Here is a 19,040-nt window from a genome sequence, read left to right as displayed (position 1 = left end):
CAGAGCAGAAACGGTTTCTCGCGAGATGCGATGGCTCCTCGGTAACTGGGCATTCCTGCAACTGCGTCAATTTATCGCCTATAAAGCCGAGGCGGCAGGAGTGCCTGTTGTGTTGGTTGACCCGCGCAACTCGTCTCGCACCTGTTCTGTATGCGGCTACTGCGCCAAAGCCAACCGTAAGAGCCAGAGCAGCTTTCGATGTCAAGAGTGTGGCTTTGAGGCGAATGCTGATTTCAATGCGGCGGTAAACCTCAAAGCACGGGGCGAATGTTCAGACGCCCTATTGTGTCGGTCGGAGGCACACGCTTCCAATCAGGCACAAGCCCCTGTGCTTTAGCCAGGGGTATCTGACCCATGGCCAAGTCGTGAACGTCCAAGGCGACCACGCGATTTTTCACGTCTACAATACGAAAGCTCACCGTGCAGGTGGATTTGGTTTTCGGCCCCAAACCCACCCAAATGCTTCGTGAATGCCAAGAGGCCATAGGCGCCATCACCCAGTCTGCTCCTAAGGCCATGCCTACGCGAAGCATGGAGGCCGGAGAGGGCATAAAGTCAAACTTTGGATCGTACTCCTCACTGTTTGCTTGTAGCCAAGCTGCCGTGGTGCGCGCTTCCGATATCTCTTCGATGCCCATTTTATTCAGCAGCTTGTGAAGAAAGCTCTGAGCGGTCTCACGGGAGGTTTTTGTCCCCCACTGAAACGTCCACGGCAGCACCGCAATTTTTTCCACTTGAACCGATTTGACATCGGGGGTAGCGGTAATGGGGATGGGAGTGCCTGTTGTGGTTGTTGGGTTCTCCGCAGGAGGGTTTGCCAAAGACACGGCAGCGATAAAGAGGAAGCCGGTGGCCCCAATGGCCGCTCTTACTTTCTTAAAGACTTGAAAACGTTTCATCCTGATCTCCTTCTTAAGGTAGGTTGTGTGGGTGAGGTTATCGAGTGACCTCTGTAATTACAATGTGTTCGGCGCCCAAAAAAGAGGAAAATCGAGGCCTAAGGTGCTAAATTGTTAGGAAAAGGTTGCGAAGCCGCCGTAAAGAAGGTAAGACTCTTTGGGCCTCACGCTGTGAGGCCTTGCTAGCCGGTAAAGGAGCCTTTGGAGAAAGATGCCGATAGAAGAGGTTTATGTCCCTCAGATGGGTGAGGGACTGCAAGAGGTTGTTATCATTAAGTTGCATAAGCAGCCGGGCGATGTCGTGAAGCGAGACGAGCCTTTCTATACGATGGAGACCGATAAAGCCTCCCTCGAAGTGGAGTCGCCCTACGATGGCGTGTTGCGTGAGTGGCTGGCGGAGGAGGGGGCTGTGCTGCCTATCGGTGCTCCTATTGCCCGCATCGAGGTGCTCGCCGCGGCGGCCACATCCTCTACTGGCCTAGAGGGGAAGGGTATCGGCCTTGAGAAACAACCATTACCCTCTGTGACGATTCCACCCCGTACGCGCGCCTACTGCAAAGAACGTGGCATCTCCGAAGAGGAGATGCGCCGCATCCCCACACCCACCGGAAAGCTGTTGCCGGAGCATGTGGATGCCTACCTGCAAGCAAAGCAGCTTCAGCCGTCGGCTGGAACACACGACATTCCTGCGGAAGATGACTACACCGATCGCCCTCTTAGTGTGCGCCAACGCACCTTCATTCACCGGCTGTTGCGTAGCCAGCAGACGGTGGTGCCCGCGTCGGCGAGGCGCATTGTGGAGTGGGGGCGCATTCGGCGCTTCGTAGACCGCCTACGGGCGGAAGAGGAGCTTAGCGACGATCCTGCCGAGAAGGCGTTAAAGCCCACCGCCTTCCAAACGTTTGCCTACTGCGTGGCACAAGCGCTCAAAGAGCATCCGCGATTCCGCTCTACCCTCGTTGGAGAGGCCACCGTGCGCGAGTACCGGCACGTCAATCTCGGTATTGCCGTGGCCTTGCCGGAGGGCGAACTGGTGACGGCGGTGGTGTCCAAAGCGGATACCCTATCGTTCGCCGACTTCCTACGCGTGGCTCAGGAGCGCATTGAAAGGGCACGCGGTGGCGAAGACCAGGCCGCCGAGACAACGCAGTTTCTCTTGAGCTATCTGGGCCCTTACGACATTCTCGATGCCACGCCTGTTTTGGTGGCCCCGTCGGTTGGGGTGCTGTTCATCGGCTCGGCCTACATGCTGGAAGGAAAACAGGTAGCCAATATCTCACTTACCTTTGACCATCGCGTTGTTCAAGGAGTAGATGCCGCGCTGTTCCTACAAACCATCGCCCGCAACGTCGAGGCCGTTGAGGAGATAGTGCTATGAACCTTGCTCAAAAGCTTAGCCGCTATGCCGACCGATTAACCTACGAACTTTTGCCGCCGGAGACCGTTCATGCGGTGAAGCGCCATCTCATAGATACTTTGGGGTGCGCTCTGGGCGCCTACAACAGCGAACCGGCCTCTATTGCACGTTCGGTGGCAGGTACCGTCAGCAGCGCCTTGCCGGCCACCGTGATCGGCGCCGGCCTGAGCAGTTCGCCGGAGATGGCCGCCTTTGCCAATGGGGTCGCCTTTCGTTACCTGGACTATAACGATACCTATCTCTCTAAGGAGCCGGCGCACCCCAGCGATAACTTCGCTGCCGTGCTTGCCATCGCCGAACCGATGGGGCGCACCGGCAAGGAGTTGATCGTCGCCGCGGTTTTGGCCTACGAGATTCAATGCCGTCTGTGCGACGCTGCCTCCATTCGGGCACGCGGCTGGGACCATGTGACCTACGGCTCGTTCTCAACGAGTTTGGCTGCCGGAAAGCTTCTGCATCTCAATCAGGAACAACTAACCCATGCGCAGGCCATCGCCGCCGTCTCGCATAATGCGCTGCGCCAAACCCGTGTAGGAACCCTCTCGCACTGGAAAGGGTGTGCCTTTGCCAACGTAAGCCGCAATGGGGTTTTTGCTGCCTTGTTGGCGCGCCACGGTATGACCGGCCCTTCTGACATCTTTGAAGGGGAGATGGGGTTTTGGAAGCAGATATCTGGGCCTTTTACCCTGCCGCTGCCCGATCCGCCCGCCCCTCCCTTCAAAATTCAAGAGGCCTGCATCAAGTTCCACCCCGCCGAATACCACGCGCAGAGCGCCATAGATGCCGCCCTGGCGTTGCGACCGCAGATCGGCTCGATGGAAGCCATCGAAGGCATCACGATTTCGACCTTTCGCGCCGCTGCAGAGATCATCGGCAGTGAGCCGGCAAAGTGGCACCCCACCACCCGCGAAACCGCCGACCACAGCTTGCCCTACTGTGTAGCCGTGGCCTTAAAGGAAGGGCAGGTAACGCTCGACTCGTTCGATGCGGCCCATCTCAATGACCCCGTGCTGCACGAGCTTACCCAAAAGATCGTCGTAGAGGTGGATTCGGCCCTCGATGCCCGCTATCCGGAGGGCATTCCGAACCGGTTGCGGGTTCGTCTGCGGGATGGGCGTGTGTTGGAAGAGGAGGTGACTTTCCCCAAAGGGCACGCGCGTAATCCCTTAACCGATGAGGAGGTCGAGGCGAAGTTCCGCCACCTGGCCTCCCCCGTTCTTTCGGAGGAGCGTATCGAGAGGGTGCTGAAACGATGCTGGAATCTCGAAAACGAGACCGATCTCAGCGGCCTTCTGGCCCTATTGACGGTTGAAAGCCTATGACGCTCTCGCCTGGTGCGCAGCTACGTGCGCGACTTAAGAAAGGTCTGCTGGTTTTGCCCGGCGTGTTCAATGCGATTACGGCGTTGCTGGCCGAGCAGGTCGGCTTTGAGGCGCTGTACCTCAGCGGGGCCGGGGTAACCAACAGCCTTCTCGGCATGCCCGACATGGCCCTCCTCACCCTCACGGAGATGGCACAACAGGCGCGCTATGTGGCCCGTGCAGTGAAGCTGCCCGTTGTGGCCGACGCGGATACAGGATACGGGGAGGCACTGAATGTTGTTCGTACGGTGGAGGAGTTCGAGCAGGCCGGTTTGGCCGGGCTGCACTTGGAAGACCAGGTGGCCCCGAAGCGATGCGGCCATCTTGACGGAAAACAGGTGATTCCGGCAGAAGAGATGGTGAAAAAGATCCGCGCGGCCGTTCGGGCGCGCTCCGACCCCGACTTTTTCCTTATTGCCCGCACCGATGCGCGCTCCGTGAACGGTCTTGAGGATGCCATCGTACGGGCACAACGCTATCTGGAGGCGGGTGCCGATGCCATTTTTCCCGAATCGTTGGAGAGCCGAGCGGAGTTCGAAACTTTTGCCAAGGCGGTTTCAGCCCCCCTCATGGCCAACATGACGGAGTTCGGCAAAACGCCCTATCTTCGTGCCCAGGAGTTTGCCGAGATGGGCTATGCGATGGTGATTTTCCCTATGACAGCCTTTCGCGTGATGATGCACGCGGCTCGCGAGGCGTTGCACATGCTGAAAGAGACCGGTACACAACAAGGCCTGATCGACAGAATGCAGACCCGCAAAGAGCTTTATGAGTTGCTGCGCTATGCGGATTACGAGCGCCTCGATAGAGAGATCGCCGAAGGCGATAGATAAAAAGCGACGGCCTTTGCTTAGGCGTAAACGAAAGGTAGAGCGCGAAGAGATCGAGTAGGTATAATCTCCTGGCGCACTTTTAAGACTGCCGTTGGCGTAAGAAAGAAGTAGGCAACTGTTGGGGATGCGGAGGCGAAAGGGAGCGTAGATTATGTCGGAAGCGACGCGGCACAAGCTGAAGGCGGCCCTGCTTTCGGTGCTCACAAGCGGACTTCTCACCGTGCTAAAGCTTCTTGTGGGGCTACAGAGTGGTTCTGTGGGTGTCCTCTCCGAATCGCTGCATTCCGGCACCGATCTGCTGGCAGGCTGCATTGCCCTCTTTTCGGTTGTCACCTCCGACCGCCCTCCCGATAAAGAGCATCCCTATGGGCATGGAAAACTAGAAAGTCTCGCCAGCCTCTTCGAGGGAGGCCTTATTCTTTTGGGGGCGTTTTGGGTGGGGCGCGAAGCATGGCAACACCTCCTTCACCCGGCAACCCTTCATCCGGCAACGACCGCCGCCCTAGCCGTGATGGCTCTTTCAACCCTCTCCGATCTCGGAGCGTCGGCCTACCTCAAACGTACGGCTCGCAAAACCGATTCGCCCGCGCTGGCCGCCGATGCCCTTCATCTGTCTTCGGATGCTCTTGCCTCCGCAGCGGTTCTTGTCGGTCTCGTGCTGGTGCGCCTTACCGGCTGGCAGCGACTTGACAGCCTCTTAGGGCTGGCCATCGTAAGCTGGATCGTCCTTACCGCCTTCAAACTCTGGTGGGAGGCCTTCCAACTGCTCATGGATACCCGCTTGCCCGAACAGGAGGAGGCGGCTATTCGCCGCATCCTAGAGGCAGACTCGCGCGTCCTAGGGTATCATAAGCTTCGTACGCGAAAGATGGGCTCCCGACGCGACGCGGATGTGCATGTGCAGATAGAAGATGAATGTAGCCTGGTGGAGGCGCACGCGCTTACGGAAGAGCTGGAGGACCGCATTCGTGCCGCCCTGCCCTCGATCCACATCAATATCCACATCGAGCCGTACCATATGGAGATAGCCCACCAACGCAGTGCCCATCAGCAGGATGCAGACCGGGCCTCACAACAACAGTATCTGCGTCTTGAAGCAGAGACCAATCGAACAAAAGAATAGACTTTATGCGACACGGGTTCCTTTTTATACATCATCTGTTTCTGCTCATTCGCCTGCTCCCATGGCGCCTTATTCATCTAGCGCTCTCGCTCGGTGCCCTTGTGATATGGGCGGTGGCCTTAGGGCTGCTGGTTTGGGGCCGAAAGTTCTATCGCCAACTCTCCTCCATTCTTTTCACCAAAGAGGAGATGGAGCATCTCCCCACGCTCTCTATCCTCGTTCCCGCCTGCAACGAGGAAGCCACCATCGAGCGCGCCATGCGAAGCCTGCTTGCTTTAGACTATCCTTGTTTCGAGATCGTGGCGGTGAACGATCGCTCTACCGATGCCACCGGCTTCATTCTGGAGCAACTGGCCAAGGAGGACCCTCGGCTGCGTGTGTTTCACGTGGATCGTTTGCCAATGGGGTGGCTCGGCAAAAACCATGCCCTTCATGTGGCCAGCGCCCAAGCGAAAGGCGAGTGGCTGCTCTTCACCGATGCCGATGTCGTGTATGCCCCTCAAACGCTTCGTAAAGCGGTGGCCTACGCCCGCCGCCGCCAGATTGACCACCTCGTTTTGGCCCCACGATGTGAAACCCATGACTTCTGGGAGCGGCTGTTTGTAAGCTATTTTAGCCTCATGTTCAGCTTTCGCACACGCCCTTGGGCTTTAGCCGATGCACGCAGCAGCGCCTATGTGGGGCTGGGAGCTTTTAATCTTGTGCGGGCGGAAGCCTATCGCCGTTTTGGTGGCCATAAGGCCCTTGCCATGGAGGTTATTGACGATGTGAAGCTCGGCAAAATGATTCGCGCCTACGGCTTTCGGAGCGCCCTCATGCAAGGCAGCGATCTCATCTCCGTGCGCTGGGTGGTGGGGCTGCGCGGCATTGTGGATGGGCTTACGAAAAACGCCTTTGCCGGCTTCGATTTCAATTTGCCGCTTACCTTCGGCTCGAGCCTGCTGCTTATCTACATTGCGCTCTATCCGCTTCTGGCGCTGATGCTGCCGGGCCATCTTACCCATCTGTTTGGACTGGGCAGCCTTGTCGCAATGATGCTGGGGGCGCGAACCACCCGCGCCGTTTCCGGCGCCGGGCCCGAATATGGACTTGGCTATCCGCTGGCAGCGCTTTTGCTGGTCTACGTCATTCTGCGCTCCACCTGGTGGACTTACCGCCAAAATGGCGTGGTTTGGCGCGGCACGCTCTATCCTCTCGATGAGTTGCGACGTGGCGTGGTGTAACGCAGGCGGGGAGTTTTAGGCGCATGTCGGAACTGGCAAAACTTGAAACCGAAGCCCGAAACCCCGCCACCTTTGACCTCGATAGGCTTGAACCTCTGGCGCTTGTGGAGGCTCTGCACCGCGAAAACTACAAAGTGGCCGAGGCGGTTGAGCCGCTGCTGCCGCACATCGCTCAACTGGTGGAGATCGTCGCCCAACGCCTCGCAAACGGGGGACGGCTGTTCTATGTGGGTGCCGGCACGAGCGGCAGGCTGGGCGTGCTCGATGCCAGCGAGTGCCACCCCACCTTTGGAGTGCCTCCGGAGATGGTTCAAGGCATTATTGCTGGCGGCCCAAAAGCCCTTACCACACCGGTTGAAGGAGCGGAGGACGATAGGGAGGCAGGGGCCGCCGAAATACGTGCACGCGGTGTAGGGCCGCAGGATGTGGTGGTGGGCATCGCCGCCAGCGGTCGCACCCCCTTTGTGATCGGTGCGCTCGAAGCGGCTCAGGCAAGCGGAGCCGTTACCGCCGCCGTTGTGAACGTGCGCGAGGCCGCCATGAGCCGCTACGCCCATTTTACCCTGGCGGCAATTACCGGCCCCGAAGCGCTTACCGGCTCCACGCGTCTGAAAGCCGGCACGGCACAGAAGATGATCCTCAACCTCATCACCACCGGTGCCATGGTGCGTATGGGCAAAGCCTATCAGAACCTCATGGTAGATCTTAGGGCGACCAATACGAAGCTGCGCGATCGGGCTATTCGCATCGTTGTTGAGGCCGCCGGCACCGATAGAGAGCAGGCGGAGCGAGCGCTAGAGGCCTGTGACTGGGAGTGTAAAACGGCCATCGTGATGCTCCGTAGCTGTGTGGATGCTGCCACCGCAAGAGCGCGTCTTCAAGCCGCCGGCGGGCGGGTGCGTGAGGCGCTGGGCGAGTGATATTCCGCACCTGATGTAACTAAGAGGCACCGGTAGGCAACTATTTGGGTATTATAAGCCCAAAAGAGAGGCTTTTTGCACTTGTCTTCTAGGCAGTTGCCATAACGAAAGGAAGCAAAGGTGTCGGGCTGGGTGCCGGTGTCGAAAGAGCTGTTCCATGCGCCGACTTTAGAGGTTGCTAGGCGCCTCCTGGGGATGTTATTGATCCGGCGAGAGCCAGAAGCCCTGCTCATTGGGCGCATCTGTGAGGTGGAGGCCTATACGCAGGAAGACCCCGCAAGTCACTCTTATCGTGGCCTGACGGATCGTAACCGCTGGATGTTTGGGCCTGCAGGGCATGCCTATGTGTATCGAATCTACGGCGTTCATCACTGCTTCAACGTAGTTACAGGTGAGGAAGGGGTAGGGGAGGCCGTGTTGATACGCGCCGTCGAGCCGCTTTGTGGGCAGGAACAGATGGCGCTTCGCAGGCGTCTAAGCGAGAAAGGCGTTGTTCTGTCGGAACTGCTTACGCAAAAGCGGTGGCTGCGCGCGCTGTGCAGCGGTCCTGCACGCCTATGTGAGGCCTTCGGAATCGACACCACCTTCAACGGAGTGGACTTGATGAACCCGCAAAGTCCGCTCTTTTTGGCCAAAGAGCGCCAGACGGAGGTAGCCCACGCGCCCATCATCGCTACATGTCGAGTAGGGATCACGCAGGGACGTGATCGGCCATGGCGTTTTTTGTGGGGCGACAGTCCGTTTATATCGCGTCCCCTAAAGCGGGAAGAGAGAGAAGCCCTATGTTAAACACGATGTTGGTTGCACCACCCTGGTGGTTTGCGTTACTCTTGATGGCGCTCTGCGCCGGTTTGGCGTGCTGGTTGCGCCTGCTATCGTGGGATGGGGCGATCGCGGCCACCCTATGTGGCACTATCATCTACGGGGATGGGGGGGCACGGGCGATTTGGCCTCTGCTCGCCTTTTTCCTCAGCGCTTCCCTTCTCTCTAAATGGGCCAAGCCGAAAGCGCGTCTCTACAGCGTAGCGATGGGGGTAAAAGGGGAGCGGCGCGATGCAGCTCAGGTGCTTGCAAATGGAGGTATTCCCACTCTCATAGCCCTCTATTTTCATTTCTATGCGCGTCACCATCTTCCTGCCTATCGGCTTGAGGCCGTCCAACTGCTTTTTCTTAGCAGCATCGCGGCGGTAAACGCGGATACGTGGGCTACAGAGATCGGCACTTTCTTTGGGGTAAAGCCGCGTTCTTTGCGCAACTGGCAGCCGGTGTCACCGGGGATTTCGGGCGCGATCTCTTGGCCGGGAACGCTTGGGGGCGTGTTGGGAGCAGCATTTATTCCGTTGGTGTCGTGGCCGTTGTGGCACCTGAACGTGGCGGAGTTCGTTTTGGTAACGTGGGCGGGGTTCATGGGGTGCGGTATTGATAGCTTGCTGGGGGCGAGCCTGCAGGCGCAGTATCGCGATGCGATCACGGGGCGAGACACGGAGCGCTCTCGCTCGGCGGATGGCCAGCCCAACACAAAAGTTCGTGGATGGCGTTGGATGACCAACGACGTGGTGAATTTTTTGGCGGCGTGTGGCGCTGTGCTCTGCGCCCACTATCTCATTCGCGCAGCAGCCCCTCTGTTTCCGCCCTACTAACCCCGGCCGCTTTAGGCCTCTGCAGAGAGGCAGGCCCTAGAGCAAATTAAAAGACCCTTCCCGCCTGGCGGGAAGGGTCTATTTTTACCGACGGATGTTAGCTTTCCGGAAAGTCGGCGAAGGTAGGCAGGTAGGTACGCCACACGGCGTTTTGCCGCCCCAAAATATATTTTGTAAGGCTTATGTAGGGCGTATAGCGCGGCCTGCGCGGTGGGCGAATAAGCCTCATCCCTACCTGGTGCGGCAACTTATCCGACTTGCGGATGTTGCAGCGGCGACAGCAGGTTACCAAGTTTTCCCAAGTGGCCTGCCCGCCGGCGCGGCGCGGTATGACGTGGTCTATGGTAAGCTCTTTGGTCACCGTACCGCAATACTGGCAGGTGTAGTTGTCTCTGGCGAAGATGGTACGTCGCGTGAGTTTCAGCTCGGGCAGGGGGCGACGCACATGGTGACGCAGCTTCACCACCGAGGGAACCGCAAAGGTGCGCTCGGCGCCCACAATGGTTTGTCCCTCTTCCGTATGCAGAATATCTGCCTTTCCTAAGAAGACGAGGGCGATGGCGCGCCGTACTGAACAGACGTTCAACGGCTCATAGTCACTGTTGAGAACGAGCACCTCTTGGTTCATCTCGGTGTTCCCTAAGTCCTTTCTAAGCAGTATTTTGGTTCATAGACACGTTCACATAGAAAACTAAAAGACCCGCACCGTCGAGATTTACGGAGCGGGTCTCGTTGACACATATGAAGGCGCATGGCGATGCAAGTGATGGCTAAGGTAGCGTAAATAGCGCAGACGATCCGCCCCGGCACGATATCGCGGTTTTTGAGAACCGGTATGTTCCTGCCGATGTTCAGAGAAACTGTCTAAAGTTGTCGCTTTATAGGCTGCCATCATGTTTCTTGCATCCAGCGCGTACGGTGTTTTCTCGAAGGAGACATGCCGATAATATCTACGCTCTATTTTCGGCATCTATCTCACTTTTAGTATATCAGACTACAACGAACCTGTCAATAGTTCCCACCGATCCGGCTTAAGGGGAACTGCGGGAAGGGCCGTGCCCTAGAACGTGCATGTCAAGCGAGTTTGCCCCTATGTCTCGTCATCGAATTCAACGAGATAGTCCGAGCTATAGAACTCCTTTTCTTCGTGGAGTCGAATGGGATTCGGAGGTTGTGTGGTGGATGATTCAAATACTTTCTTTATCACCGTCTCTAGCTTGGTAGCTATATTGCCTGTAACAGGCTGATGGGGGATACCTAAATGAGTTAATATATCGTCAAACTGAGAGAGATCGCTCGCATTGCGTAGCTCCATCCACAGAATACCGTGGGCTGAGAGTTGCGTTTTGTTGGTTTCGGATAGCTTGTCGGCTATTAGGATGTCGGTATCTCGTGCAAAGGCCGCATCTGTGCTTTCTGGGTTGCCCTTACCCATAAGCTTGACTTCGCACCGAAAGAGCTTTCCTGAGGGTGCGACAAGGTAAAAGTCCGCTTCTCTTTGATGCTTCGGAGGCTCGGCAACCATAAAATGGCGACGCGGAACTTTATGGAGAGCACAAAGTGTCATCATCAGCGGTTTCTCCACTTGTTTGCCTGCCGTGCTCCATAGGCCCCCTCGCAGCGCAGCTCGTGCAACGGCAAGGGCATTAATGACAATTAAGCTTTCATTGATATCCAGATCAATGGCAACATGGTTAAATTTGATTGTAAGCATTAGATTGACATCTGTATCGTGAGTCAAATTTCTGATAGCTTCGTGGAGAGTTTCGTAGTGTTCAAGGGAGGCTTGCAACACAATTTCTTTGCGTGCAGTATTATACATATTATTGATAGTTTTTATATTCAATCCAGCATTTGTAGCAATCTCTTCTTTCGGCAAATCGGCTGTAATCATCTCTTGCCGGTACCAATCGAGAGTGATGGGCAGATGACGCATTTTGGCCTCTGCAACCTTCCGAAAAAACGCAATGGCGTATTCCAAAAATTGTGCATCAATTAAGGCAACAATTTCTGAACGATAGTCTTCACCGAGTATAAGCTTGCGAATGATATTACTAAGCAGCGTTGTTGTGACCACTATCTCTCTTTTTCCATGGATTCCCGCTTCACGTTAACAAACTCCTCTAACGTCATCATGCGCACCGCATTCCCACCAAAAAGGTTCCCTGTACTGAGCAACTCCTTTGCATAAGCGGCATACTGAGGGTCTTTTTCAGTTAAAAAATAGGTGCGCTGTAATTGGAGCGCAGCCATCCCAACCGTTCCCCGTCCCGCAAAGGGGTCAAACACGAGGTCTCCCCTATAAGAGTACAGTTCGATGATACGCGTCGCAAGCTCTAGGGGAAATACGGCTGGATGAATAGGGTCGGCTGTTGGGGCGATACGCCACAAATTTGTCTTCTCATAATCTTCCCTAATCTTGCTGGCCGCAACGGTCTCTTCATCGTACTGATGGATGTTCCAATCAATAAGTTTTGATGTATGCTTGCGGTACACAATAACATATTCTACAATAGAGTTTGCTTTGTAGCCGAGAGGCTTACGGTGTTGGTAGAACCCTCCATTGCGATTCTTTGCGCTCGGCTCCGGTTTTACCCAGATGATGTCGTCAATAAAATCAAAGCCTATCTGCATTATCCGGGGATGGATGTCGAAAGGAATTAAGTAGCGGGTGCTAGAATGCTGGCGGCTCATACGAGGTACCAGCACCGGCGAGGTGTTCAATACAAAGAAACGCCCCTCCTTCGTAATCCGATGAACCTCTGTAAACACGCGCACCAAAAACTGCAAATATTCCTCATAACTTCGATAGATGGTGTAATCACGTGCATTGTAGTAAGGGGGAGATGTAAACGTTAGGTGTACCGATTCATCAGGCACGTGGCGTAAAACCTCTAGCACATCGGCGTTTACAAACACGTTGTGCATCCACTCTGGACTTCGGGTATGATCTGACTTGGTTTTCGCAGCCGTCTTAACGGCCTGCTGCTGCTTGACGTTGCCAACTTTTTTGTCTAGCTCCGCACGAACCGCTTTCTGGATAAGCTCATTCGGATGATCGCGTAGCTGTTGAAGGCAGTCTTGAACCTCTGCTTTTTGACGGAAACAGAGCAGGCCTCTAATTGCTTGAAGTACTACCTTCGGGTCTATATCCTGTGAAAAGGCGATGAGGTGAGGTATCGCCTCTGGATGACGTAGCCGACCGATAGCTGCTACGAACTCACGGCGAGCAAGTGTGTTATTCTCTTTCAGTGCACACTCTACAAGAAAAGAGAGCAGAGTAGGATTTTCAAGCTTCGCCAGATTCTTAGCCGCTGCGGTTCGTACCTTCGGATTGGGATGATGAGCCAGCTCGAGTAGAGGGCCTGGATCGGTATCTGCAGGTAGCTTTCCAAGTTGCTCTAGCCTCTCTAATAGGAGATTGCTTTCCAGATGAGGTGATAAATTGATTGGAAGTACGCTCATACATCCACCTTTCCCTTTAATGCTCTCAGGCTGCTCATAAAAAGTATACACCAGAGTGAGCATGTGTACCATGTGAATGTGTACCCTGAGCATGCTCACGGTATGTTGTATCTGGTCGCAGGACTTTACCCCGTGATGAATCGGCGGACTGGAGAACCAAGACAAAGGTCTTCTGCTTTTACCAAAACGAAGTTTAAGAAAGCGAGGATTCGGCGAATTTGCTCAAATACGCTAAAACCGCTGGCTGGCATTTGAAGTTGGTATGGGTTGGAGATAACCTTCGGAGGCAAGAAGTACCTGCCGACCTTTCGGCAGGCGGTGCTCCAGCAGTCCAACGGTGAGGGCGGCGAGGGCCTCACCTAAGCCTACTGAAGGAGGGGCGACTAATCCCTCGCAGTGACCCGTTGCAAAAAGGGAGCGCATGGGTAGGGTGTCGCCATAGCCCACAACCGGCCTGGTGCGCAGCTCAGGGGAAGCCGTTAAAATTTGCTGCAACGTGGGCATCTGGGAAGCATCGAGACAGGTAAACCCCTGAAATGGTGTCAAGGAAGCGGTGGCCGTTGGTATTTGAGCCGAGGTGATTACCTCAAGTTGGCCGGTGGTGCTCGAGACGACCCCTTCCATTAGAGAGAAGGGCGCCCCGCCTCGGAAAATCGCAAAATTTTCTGAGAACCCCGATGTCGGCCTTGAAGGCAGAGGAGGGCTGATGGCCAATACTTTACCCCCGTTGGGCAAAAGGGCCATCATGGCCAAACCGCACATGCGTCCGGCAGAAAGGGCATCCGTTCCCACAAAGCCGTCGAAATCTGAGGCGTCCGCGGCTTGATGAGGTTCTTGAGCGGCCGCCCAAGCAATGAGATCGTTGTTGGCGTCGCAGAAAACGCAGATCGCCCCCGCTTTATGGGCTTGGGCCGTGATGGCGTTCCAAGGCATGGAGGGGGCTACAACGCAAAGGGCATTAGGGCGAGAAGCCAAAGCAGACGACAAATTGGGGCTGGTTACGGGAGTTACTTTCAGGGCGCGGCATAGAGCTGAAAACCCACGTGTGAGCGCGGTGAGGTCAAGGGTGGAGCTTTGGGCAGGCAGTACAAGCGCAAGTCTCCATGGAGTGGGGGCTACCGGCAGCGATTCGAGATCGGCCGGAGGAATCTGCACCGATTCCAAAGGGGCTTTTTCTGCTGTTGTGGGGCTTGTCGTGGAGGAAACCCAGGTAAGGTTAGGCACGACCAGAGGGTTCACATCGAGGCGACAACCGGTTAACAGGCTGAAAAGGGTGGTGATGATCAACAGACCGATTTTTTGCGACCAAGCATAAGCGACATGCCTGCTTTGGGGTGTGACAGGTTTCCAAAAGCAGGCATGTCGGTAAAACATACGTTTTTCCCTTATCCTATTCGCGTGCCCAGAACATCGCCCCCGGCTTTTCCTGAACCACGGCAACTTTCAGTGTCTGCAGAGCTTTAGTAAGCCCTTCGCGGGTGCTCATCATGCCATCCTCGTGCTCGATGGAGAGCACATAGTCGTAGCCCACCATGCGAAGGGTGGTAACGAAATCGTTCCACCACTGCTGGCTATGACCGTAGCCTACGGAGCGGAACACCCAACTGCGCTCTGCAATGGCACCGTAGCTTTTGACGTCGAGATTGCCGTTGATGGCCGAGTTGATGGGGTCTATGCGCGTGTCTTTGGCGTGAACGTGGAAGATGGCGCCTTTGGGGCCGAGATAGCGCACGGCGTTGAGCGGCTCAATGCCTTGCCACCAGAAGTGCGAGGGGTCGAAATTACAGCCTATCTGCTCGCCGGCCGCCTCACGCAGTTTGATCACGGTCTCCGGGTTGTAGACGATGAAGCCCGGATGGGCCTCGATGGCGTACTTCACATTGTGTTGCTTCAAGAAGGCATTCTGTTCCTTCCAGTAGGGGATGGCTACCTTATTCCACTGGTAGTCTAGAATATCGCGATACTCATCGGGCCAGGCGCAGGTTACCCAGTTAGGGTTCTTGTCGTCGGGGCCCCCTGCGGGGCAACCGCTGAAGCCGTTCACCACGCCAACCCCCAGCTTCTCTGCCAGCAGCACCGCATTGCGAAAAGCATTATGGTGGTCTTGGGCAATGGTTTTATCGGGGTGAAGCGGGTTGCCATGCACGGAGATAGCGGATATCTCTAAACCGCGGCTTTCGCACATCTTTAACAGGCGCTTGCGAGCGCTTTCGTCTTCGATAAGGGTTTGAACGCCGCCAAGGTCATTGAGATGGCGCGAACCGGGGTAAGCACCACCACCGAACTCCACCGTTTGAATGCCAGCCTCGGCGATATAATCAAGCGCCTGTTCGATGGGGCGATCGTGGAAAAGGGCTGTAAAAATGCCGATTTTCATTCGATTTCTCCTCCCTGCAAAAGAATGTTGGGCAAAACCCTATTTCGGCATGCTTATGGAAATATCCTTCATCAAACGTTTCGGCGCGGAGACTGTCGCCTTCAGGCGACAAGGGAAGCACCCCCTCCTTGCTTGTTAGATAATCCTTGAAGTTTGCCTAAGAGTAGGCTATCCTTGGGGCACAGGAAGACTGCCCAATGAAACTGACCGTCCAACTCAAACTGCTGCCCACGCCACAACAGTCCGAGGCACTCAGAAGCACCCTCGGGCGTTTATCGCCTATAAGGCTGTGTTGAAAGGGGTTCCTGTCCACTATGTTGACCCTCGCAATACCTCTCGCACCTGTCCGAACTGTGGGCATTGTGCGAAAGAGAACCGTAGAACGCAGTCTTCATTTGTGTGCACATCCTGCGGCTTCGAAGGCCTCTCAGCTTCGCTTTCGAGGTGACATTCCTGGCGGATGGGATTGCGGCGGGCCATATTGCCTGTCGGGCCGCCGTAAACCGGCCGTACTGCTCGGATACCGGTGTTGCTTTGGGAGCACAGCGGGTGCGCCGGAGTAGGGGCAGGTTTCAAACCTACCCCTACCTGCTGTCTTTAGGCAGCAGGTGTTTACTTGGCGACCGAAAAGGGACAAGGGGCACGCTCGATGCTATTTCCAACCGATGAGGTTGGCGTCGCCCGTTTCGTCCCTTGGGGTAACTCGCTGCTGCGTAATGGCTAGGGAGGGGAACGGCTCTTCAACAAGGGAGCCACCGATAAGCACCTTTGCGGTGTCCCAAAGCACTTTCGCGTCGTGCAGAAGGGAGCGCTGAGTTACATAGTTAACATCCATCTGGCACTTGATGGGCAGCAGCTCTTCGATATAGAACTGTTCGCGCTCCTCCACATTCACCAGCAACTCTTCCTCGTTGCGAAACATCAGCTGGGTGGGGCCGGTGATGCCCGGACGGACGGCTAAGACGAGGTCGCGTTGATCGGGCGGGAACTTCTCCACGAACCGAGGAACCTGAGGGCGAGGGCCGACCAAACTCATATCTCCCTTTACCACATTGATAAGCTGAGGCAGTTCGTCGAGTTTGGTGCGACGTAAGAAGCGACCGAGAGGGGTAATGCGCGAATCGTTGGCAGCGGTGCAAAGAGGTCCGTTCTGATCGGCGCCGGCATACATGGTACGAAACTTGTAAAGCTCGAAGATTCGGTTGTGCCGTCCAACACGTTTTTGCCGATAGAAAACGCCTCCGGGAGAGGAGACATAGACGGCGATGGCGATGCAGAGGAGGGGGATGGCCAACAGAACCAACAGGGTCAAACCAACGCTAACGTCGAGAAGACGCTTAACGAACTCATATTCGGGCTTGGGGGGAAGCGGATTTTGATTGTTACTTCTTTCTAACCCGTCCATGCCTGAAGTTCTCCTCTCTCGACCTACTAGGTTCTGCCCCGTATTTTGCGGGGTTTATGGGCACAAATAGCACCTACCTAAGTTGACTTTCGCCACATGGGTATTGCTCATACAGATCGCAGTGCAGAGCCTTAGGGAGGATGCACCACGAGAGGTTCACCGAATTCGGTCGTTTCTAGGCTACATCCTTAGATTATGACATTTCCACCTTACAATTATAGACGTTTCTAGGGCTAGGCGTCAACCGCCATGCGAATTTAACTTGTGGAGCAAAGCGGCTAGGAGGCGGATAGGGCTTATTTTTGCGCCTTATGGGCAGCTTTTCGGTAAAATATCTTTCCATATGGGGTTCCACAAATATCTTCTACTGCTAGGTGCTGCCTTTATCGCCGGAGCCGTGAACGCCGTGGCGGGTGGAGGCACCTTGTTAACCTTTCCCGCTCTACTATTCTGTGGGGAACTGGCAAACGTGGCCAACGCTACGAGCACTGTTGCTTTATGGCCTGGCATTTGCAGTAGCCTATTCGGGTATCGTAAGGAGTTAAGCGGGGTGGGGCCGGCGCTATGGTTTCTCGGCGTTCCCAGCCTCATCGGGGGTGGATTGGGCGCGTTGCTGTTTGCCCACACCAATAACGCGCTCTTCAGCCGTCTTGTGCCCTATCTCATTTTTATGGCCACCCTGCTTTTCATGGCGCAGAGTCCTCTTTCTAACTGGATAAAGCGCCAGAGTGAGAGGCGCCAACAGAGCACTTGGGCGCCTAAGGAGGCGCGTGATATTCCGCTTTCCTGGTATGGAGTTAGCTTTTTTCAGTTCTTTATCGCTCTCTACGGTGGCTACTTCGGGGCAGGCATAGGCATCCTCATGTTGGCCGGGCTTAGCCTTATGGGCTTCACCAACATTCATCTGATGAACGCGCTCAAAAACATCAATGCCATTCTCATCAACTTTGTGGCCATTCTCGTTTTCATGGTCGAGCGCACGGCGCCGGGGCAGGGGGTAGGCCCCCACCATGATCGGCTTATCCATTGGCCTATCGCCCTGTTGATGATGATCGGCTCAATAGCCGGTGGCTATCTCGGAGCCGATACGGCGCGACGTATGGGGCAGCAGAAAGTAAGGCAGCTTATTATCGCTATTGGGCTTTTGCTTACCCTATGGCTGCTGGTTCATCCGCCCGGAGGCAACGTTCCTACCGGCCACTAGCGGTTCAAAGGAGAGGAGTTTTCTATGGTAACACCTTCCGTTCAGCTAAAAGAAGGATATGGGCAACCGCCGCCGATGTTTGCGCAGGAGATAGCGCAAGGGCGTAGCGTGTTGGCAAACGCCTCTCCGGCGCGGTTGCGGGCGGAGCTGTACCATGCGAAAGGCAGCCTCAACCGCCTTCTGGTTTTGCTCTGGCACAAGGACGAGCGGGTGCGCACGGCTGCCGCCCTGGCGCTCTCCGGGGGCGATGGGCATCGAGCCTACATTCCTAGAAATGGGCACTTTGCCGGCGCCTTACTGCGTCGCCTTGCCGGCCAAGACATCGCCTCCACGCCGCACGAGCGTTTAGAACAGGTGTCACAAGCCCTCTATACCCTATTGGAACAGAGCGCAAACGACTTGCGTGGCATGGCCAACATGCACTACTCCTTTCTGAGCAGTGCGCTCTATTTGGCGTTGTTGGGAACCTGTCGAGATACCATGGCGAGTGTGCGAAGACTACGTGCGGCTGCGGCGCACAAGGGACTTTGTCGGCTGCTCTATGAGCTAAAGCAGCCGAGCGTTATGCGGCGGTTGAATGCGCAAGATGCGGCAGCGTTAGCCCACGAAGCCGCTTTAGCGCTTGCGGCTATGCCCCCGCAGGAGTTATCGGGTTTCTGGCATGGCCTTATGCACGGCGATAGACGCCGTCGTTTGGCCTATGCCGAGGCCCTTTGGGCCTTCTCCGACCGCCGTGTTGTGCCCTACCTTCTTCAGGCGTTGGAAGGGCAACACCCCGACATCGCGATCTACCTTGTGCGTTGTCTTGCCCGACTAGGCGACCCGCAGGCGCTTTCGGCTTTGGAGAGATTGGCCTCTGCTCGACATCGGGCGCTGCGCCAAGAGGCGGCCGCCGCCATGAACCAGATTTTACAGGGGCTGGAGAGGCGCCCGAGCCGTCTGTTGCTACGCCCGGCCACTCCGCCCGATTTTGAGAGACAGCTGTTGCGCCCCCTAAAAGAGCGAGGTGAGACCTTGTTGGAACCGGAGGAGTTGTTGCGTTCGCACCCACAAGAGGCGAACCTGCAGAAGGAGAAGGAAAAATCGGGGTGACTGGATTTGAACCAGCGACCTCAGCGTCCCGAACGCTGCGCTCTACCAAACTGAGCCACACCCCGAAAGGCTCTGCGAAAC

At 55.9% G+C, this 19,040-nt stretch carries 19 protein-coding genes and 1 tRNA gene; 12 read left to right on the top strand and 8 right to left on the bottom strand.

From position 1 onward, the window contains the following. Positions 1-25 precede the first annotated feature (25 nt). Positions 26-337 (top strand): transposase, encoded by a 312-nt coding sequence (locus tag VKV18_RS15850; RefSeq protein ID WP_345786412.1) that lies wholly within the window; start codon positions 26-28, stop codon positions 335-337. Here VKV18_RS15850 and VKV18_RS10995 read toward each other — a convergent pair. Beyond that, positions 252-899, bottom strand: coding sequence for a hypothetical protein (locus VKV18_RS10995; protein WP_324204251.1), 648 nt, complete (start codon positions 897-899; stop codon positions 252-254). The two genes, VKV18_RS15850 and VKV18_RS10995, sit on opposite strands and share 86 nt — an antisense overlap. Positions 900-1,110: 211 nt before the next feature. Here VKV18_RS10995 and VKV18_RS10990 point away from each other — a divergent pair, with 211 nt between their 5' ends. The 8 genes from VKV18_RS10990 (at position 1,111) to VKV18_RS10955 (ending at position 9,416) form a co-directional block, all read left to right on the top strand. After that, complete coding sequence (locus VKV18_RS10990) at positions 1,111-2,277, top strand: 2-oxo acid dehydrogenase subunit E2 (RefSeq protein ID WP_324204250.1); 1,167 nt, start codon at positions 1,111-1,113, stop codon at positions 2,275-2,277. Beyond that, positions 2,274-3,638 (top strand): MmgE/PrpD family protein, encoded by a 1,365-nt coding sequence (locus VKV18_RS10985; protein ID WP_324204249.1) that lies wholly within the window; start codon positions 2,274-2,276, stop codon positions 3,636-3,638. Before VKV18_RS10990 ends, VKV18_RS10985 begins: the two co-directional genes overlap by 4 nt. Next, entirely contained in the window at positions 3,635-4,510 is an 876-nt protein-coding gene (gene prpB, locus VKV18_RS10980; RefSeq protein ID WP_324204248.1) for a methylisocitrate lyase, read from the top strand. The genes VKV18_RS10985 and prpB overlap by 4 nt, the downstream gene beginning before the upstream one ends. Before the next feature lie 151 nt (positions 4,511-4,661). Next, positions 4,662-5,633 carry a cation diffusion facilitator family transporter gene (locus VKV18_RS10975; protein WP_324204247.1) on the top strand — a complete coding sequence of 324 codons (972 nt, stop codon included), beginning with the start codon at positions 4,662-4,664 and terminating at the stop codon, positions 5,631-5,633. A gap of 5 nt (positions 5,634-5,638) precedes the next feature. Next, a complete protein-coding gene (locus tag VKV18_RS10970; protein WP_324204246.1) occupies positions 5,639-6,856 on the top strand; it encodes a glycosyltransferase in 1,218 nt (405 codons plus the stop codon). A gap of 23 nt (positions 6,857-6,879) precedes the next feature. Beyond that, a complete protein-coding gene (gene murQ / locus VKV18_RS10965) occupies positions 6,880-7,776 on the top strand; it encodes an N-acetylmuramic acid 6-phosphate etherase (protein ID WP_324204245.1) in 897 nt (298 codons plus the stop codon). Between the two features lie 120 nt (positions 7,777-7,896). Then, a complete protein-coding gene (locus VKV18_RS10960) occupies positions 7,897-8,565 on the top strand; it encodes a DNA-3-methyladenine glycosylase (RefSeq protein ID WP_324204244.1) in 669 nt (222 codons plus the stop codon). Further along, positions 8,559-9,416, top strand: a complete 858-nt coding sequence (locus VKV18_RS10955) for a DUF92 domain-containing protein (RefSeq protein ID WP_324204243.1) — start codon at positions 8,559-8,561, stop codon at positions 9,414-9,416. Before VKV18_RS10960 ends, VKV18_RS10955 begins: the two co-directional genes overlap by 7 nt. A 97-nt stretch (positions 9,417-9,513) precedes the next feature. On the opposite strand, the gene VKV18_RS10950 is transcribed toward VKV18_RS10955, so the two are convergent. From VKV18_RS10950 to VKV18_RS10930, 5 genes are all read right to left on the bottom strand, one after another. After that, on the bottom strand, positions 9,514-10,044 hold the full coding sequence (locus VKV18_RS10950; protein ID WP_324202514.1) for an HNH endonuclease: 531 nt from the start codon (positions 10,042-10,044) through the stop codon (positions 9,514-9,516). A gap of 462 nt (positions 10,045-10,506) precedes the next feature. After that, entirely contained in the window at positions 10,507-11,493 is a 987-nt protein-coding gene (locus VKV18_RS10945; protein WP_324204242.1) for a CfrBI family restriction endonuclease, read from the bottom strand. Further along, positions 11,493-12,881: a DNA methyltransferase gene (locus VKV18_RS10940; protein WP_324204241.1), complete on the bottom strand. Its 1,389-nt coding sequence runs from the start codon at positions 12,879-12,881 to the stop codon at positions 11,493-11,495. Before VKV18_RS10940 ends, VKV18_RS10945 begins: the two co-directional genes overlap by 1 nt. A 231-nt stretch (positions 12,882-13,112) precedes the next feature. Beyond that, a complete protein-coding gene (locus tag VKV18_RS10935) occupies positions 13,113-14,255 on the bottom strand; it encodes a hypothetical protein (RefSeq protein ID WP_324204240.1) in 1,143 nt (380 codons plus the stop codon). Between the two features lie 16 nt (positions 14,256-14,271). Further along, complete coding sequence (locus VKV18_RS10930) at positions 14,272-15,258, bottom strand: sugar phosphate isomerase/epimerase (protein WP_324204239.1); 987 nt, start codon at positions 15,256-15,258, stop codon at positions 14,272-14,274. A 289-nt stretch (positions 15,259-15,547) separates the two neighbouring features. On the opposite strand from VKV18_RS10930, the gene VKV18_RS15955 reads away from it, so the two are divergent. After that, the gene (locus tag VKV18_RS15955; RefSeq protein ID WP_414647195.1) at positions 15,548-15,706 is read left to right on the top strand and encodes a zinc ribbon domain-containing protein; all 159 of its coding nucleotides are present in this window, start codon (positions 15,548-15,550) and stop codon (positions 15,704-15,706) included. A gap of 204 nt (positions 15,707-15,910) precedes the next feature. On the opposite strand, the gene VKV18_RS10925 is transcribed toward VKV18_RS15955, so the two are convergent. After that, a complete protein-coding gene (locus VKV18_RS10925) occupies positions 15,911-16,663 on the bottom strand; it encodes a sugar transferase (RefSeq protein ID WP_324204238.1) in 753 nt (250 codons plus the stop codon). Positions 16,664-17,006: 343 nt separating this feature from the next. Between VKV18_RS10925 and VKV18_RS10920 the strand changes: the two genes are divergently transcribed. Then, positions 17,007-17,867 carry a sulfite exporter TauE/SafE family protein gene (locus VKV18_RS10920; RefSeq protein WP_324204237.1) on the top strand — a complete coding sequence of 287 codons (861 nt, stop codon included), beginning with the start codon at positions 17,007-17,009 and terminating at the stop codon, positions 17,865-17,867. Between the two features lie 24 nt (positions 17,868-17,891). Further along, a complete protein-coding gene (locus tag VKV18_RS10915; protein WP_324204236.1) occupies positions 17,892-18,959 on the top strand; it encodes a HEAT repeat domain-containing protein in 1,068 nt (355 codons plus the stop codon). Here the strand turns inward: VKV18_RS10915 and VKV18_RS10910 are convergent. Next, positions 18,951-19,024, bottom strand: a tRNA-Pro gene (locus VKV18_RS10910). The two genes, VKV18_RS10915 and VKV18_RS10910, sit on opposite strands and share 9 nt — an antisense overlap. Between the last annotated feature and the right edge of the window lie 16 nt (positions 19,025-19,040).

Source organism: Chthonomonas sp., from assembly GCF_035294505.1.
Lineage (GTDB): Bacteria > Armatimonadota > Chthonomonadetes > Chthonomonadales > Chthonomonadaceae > Chthonomonas.
The sequence above is the reverse complement of the archived record's forward strand: the minus strand, read 5'-3'. Positions and strand labels throughout refer to the sequence as shown.

Excerpts from the sequence above, each read along its gene's own strand:
- VKV18_RS15850 (WP_345786412.1), top strand. The coding sequence starts at position 26 with ATGCGATGGCTCCTCGGTAACTGGGCATTCCTGCAACTGCGTCAATTT.
- VKV18_RS10995 (WP_324204251.1), bottom strand. The coding sequence starts at position 899 with ATGAAACGTTTTCAAGTCTTTAAGAAAGTAAGAGCGGCCATTGGGGCC.
- VKV18_RS10990 (WP_324204250.1), top strand. The coding sequence starts at position 1,111 with ATGCCGATAGAAGAGGTTTATGTCCCTCAGATGGGTGAGGGACTGCAA.
- VKV18_RS10985 (WP_324204249.1), top strand. The coding sequence starts at position 2,274 with ATGAACCTTGCTCAAAAGCTTAGCCGCTATGCCGACCGATTAACCTAC.
- prpB (WP_324204248.1), top strand. The coding sequence starts at position 3,635 with ATGACGCTCTCGCCTGGTGCGCAGCTACGTGCGCGACTTAAGAAAGGT.
- VKV18_RS10975 (WP_324204247.1), top strand. The coding sequence starts at position 4,662 with ATGTCGGAAGCGACGCGGCACAAGCTGAAGGCGGCCCTGCTTTCGGTG.
- VKV18_RS10970 (WP_324204246.1), top strand. The coding sequence starts at position 5,639 with ATGCGACACGGGTTCCTTTTTATACATCATCTGTTTCTGCTCATTCGC.
- murQ (WP_324204245.1), top strand. The coding sequence starts at position 6,880 with ATGTCGGAACTGGCAAAACTTGAAACCGAAGCCCGAAACCCCGCCACC.
- VKV18_RS10955 (WP_324204243.1), top strand. The coding sequence starts at position 8,559 with ATGTTAAACACGATGTTGGTTGCACCACCCTGGTGGTTTGCGTTACTC.
- VKV18_RS10950 (WP_324202514.1), bottom strand. The coding sequence starts at position 10,044 with ATGAACCAAGAGGTGCTCGTTCTCAACAGTGACTATGAGCCGTTGAAC.
- VKV18_RS10940 (WP_324204241.1), bottom strand. The coding sequence starts at position 12,881 with ATGAGCGTACTTCCAATCAATTTATCACCTCATCTGGAAAGCAATCTC.
- VKV18_RS10935 (WP_324204240.1), bottom strand. The coding sequence starts at position 14,255 with ATGTTTTACCGACATGCCTGCTTTTGGAAACCTGTCACACCCCAAAGC.
- VKV18_RS10930 (WP_324204239.1), bottom strand. The coding sequence starts at position 15,258 with ATGAAAATCGGCATTTTTACAGCCCTTTTCCACGATCGCCCCATCGAA.
- VKV18_RS10925 (WP_324204238.1), bottom strand. The coding sequence starts at position 16,663 with ATGGACGGGTTAGAAAGAAGTAACAATCAAAATCCGCTTCCCCCCAAG.
- VKV18_RS10920 (WP_324204237.1), top strand. The coding sequence starts at position 17,007 with ATGGGGTTCCACAAATATCTTCTACTGCTAGGTGCTGCCTTTATCGCC.
- VKV18_RS10915 (WP_324204236.1), top strand. The coding sequence starts at position 17,892 with ATGGTAACACCTTCCGTTCAGCTAAAAGAAGGATATGGGCAACCGCCG.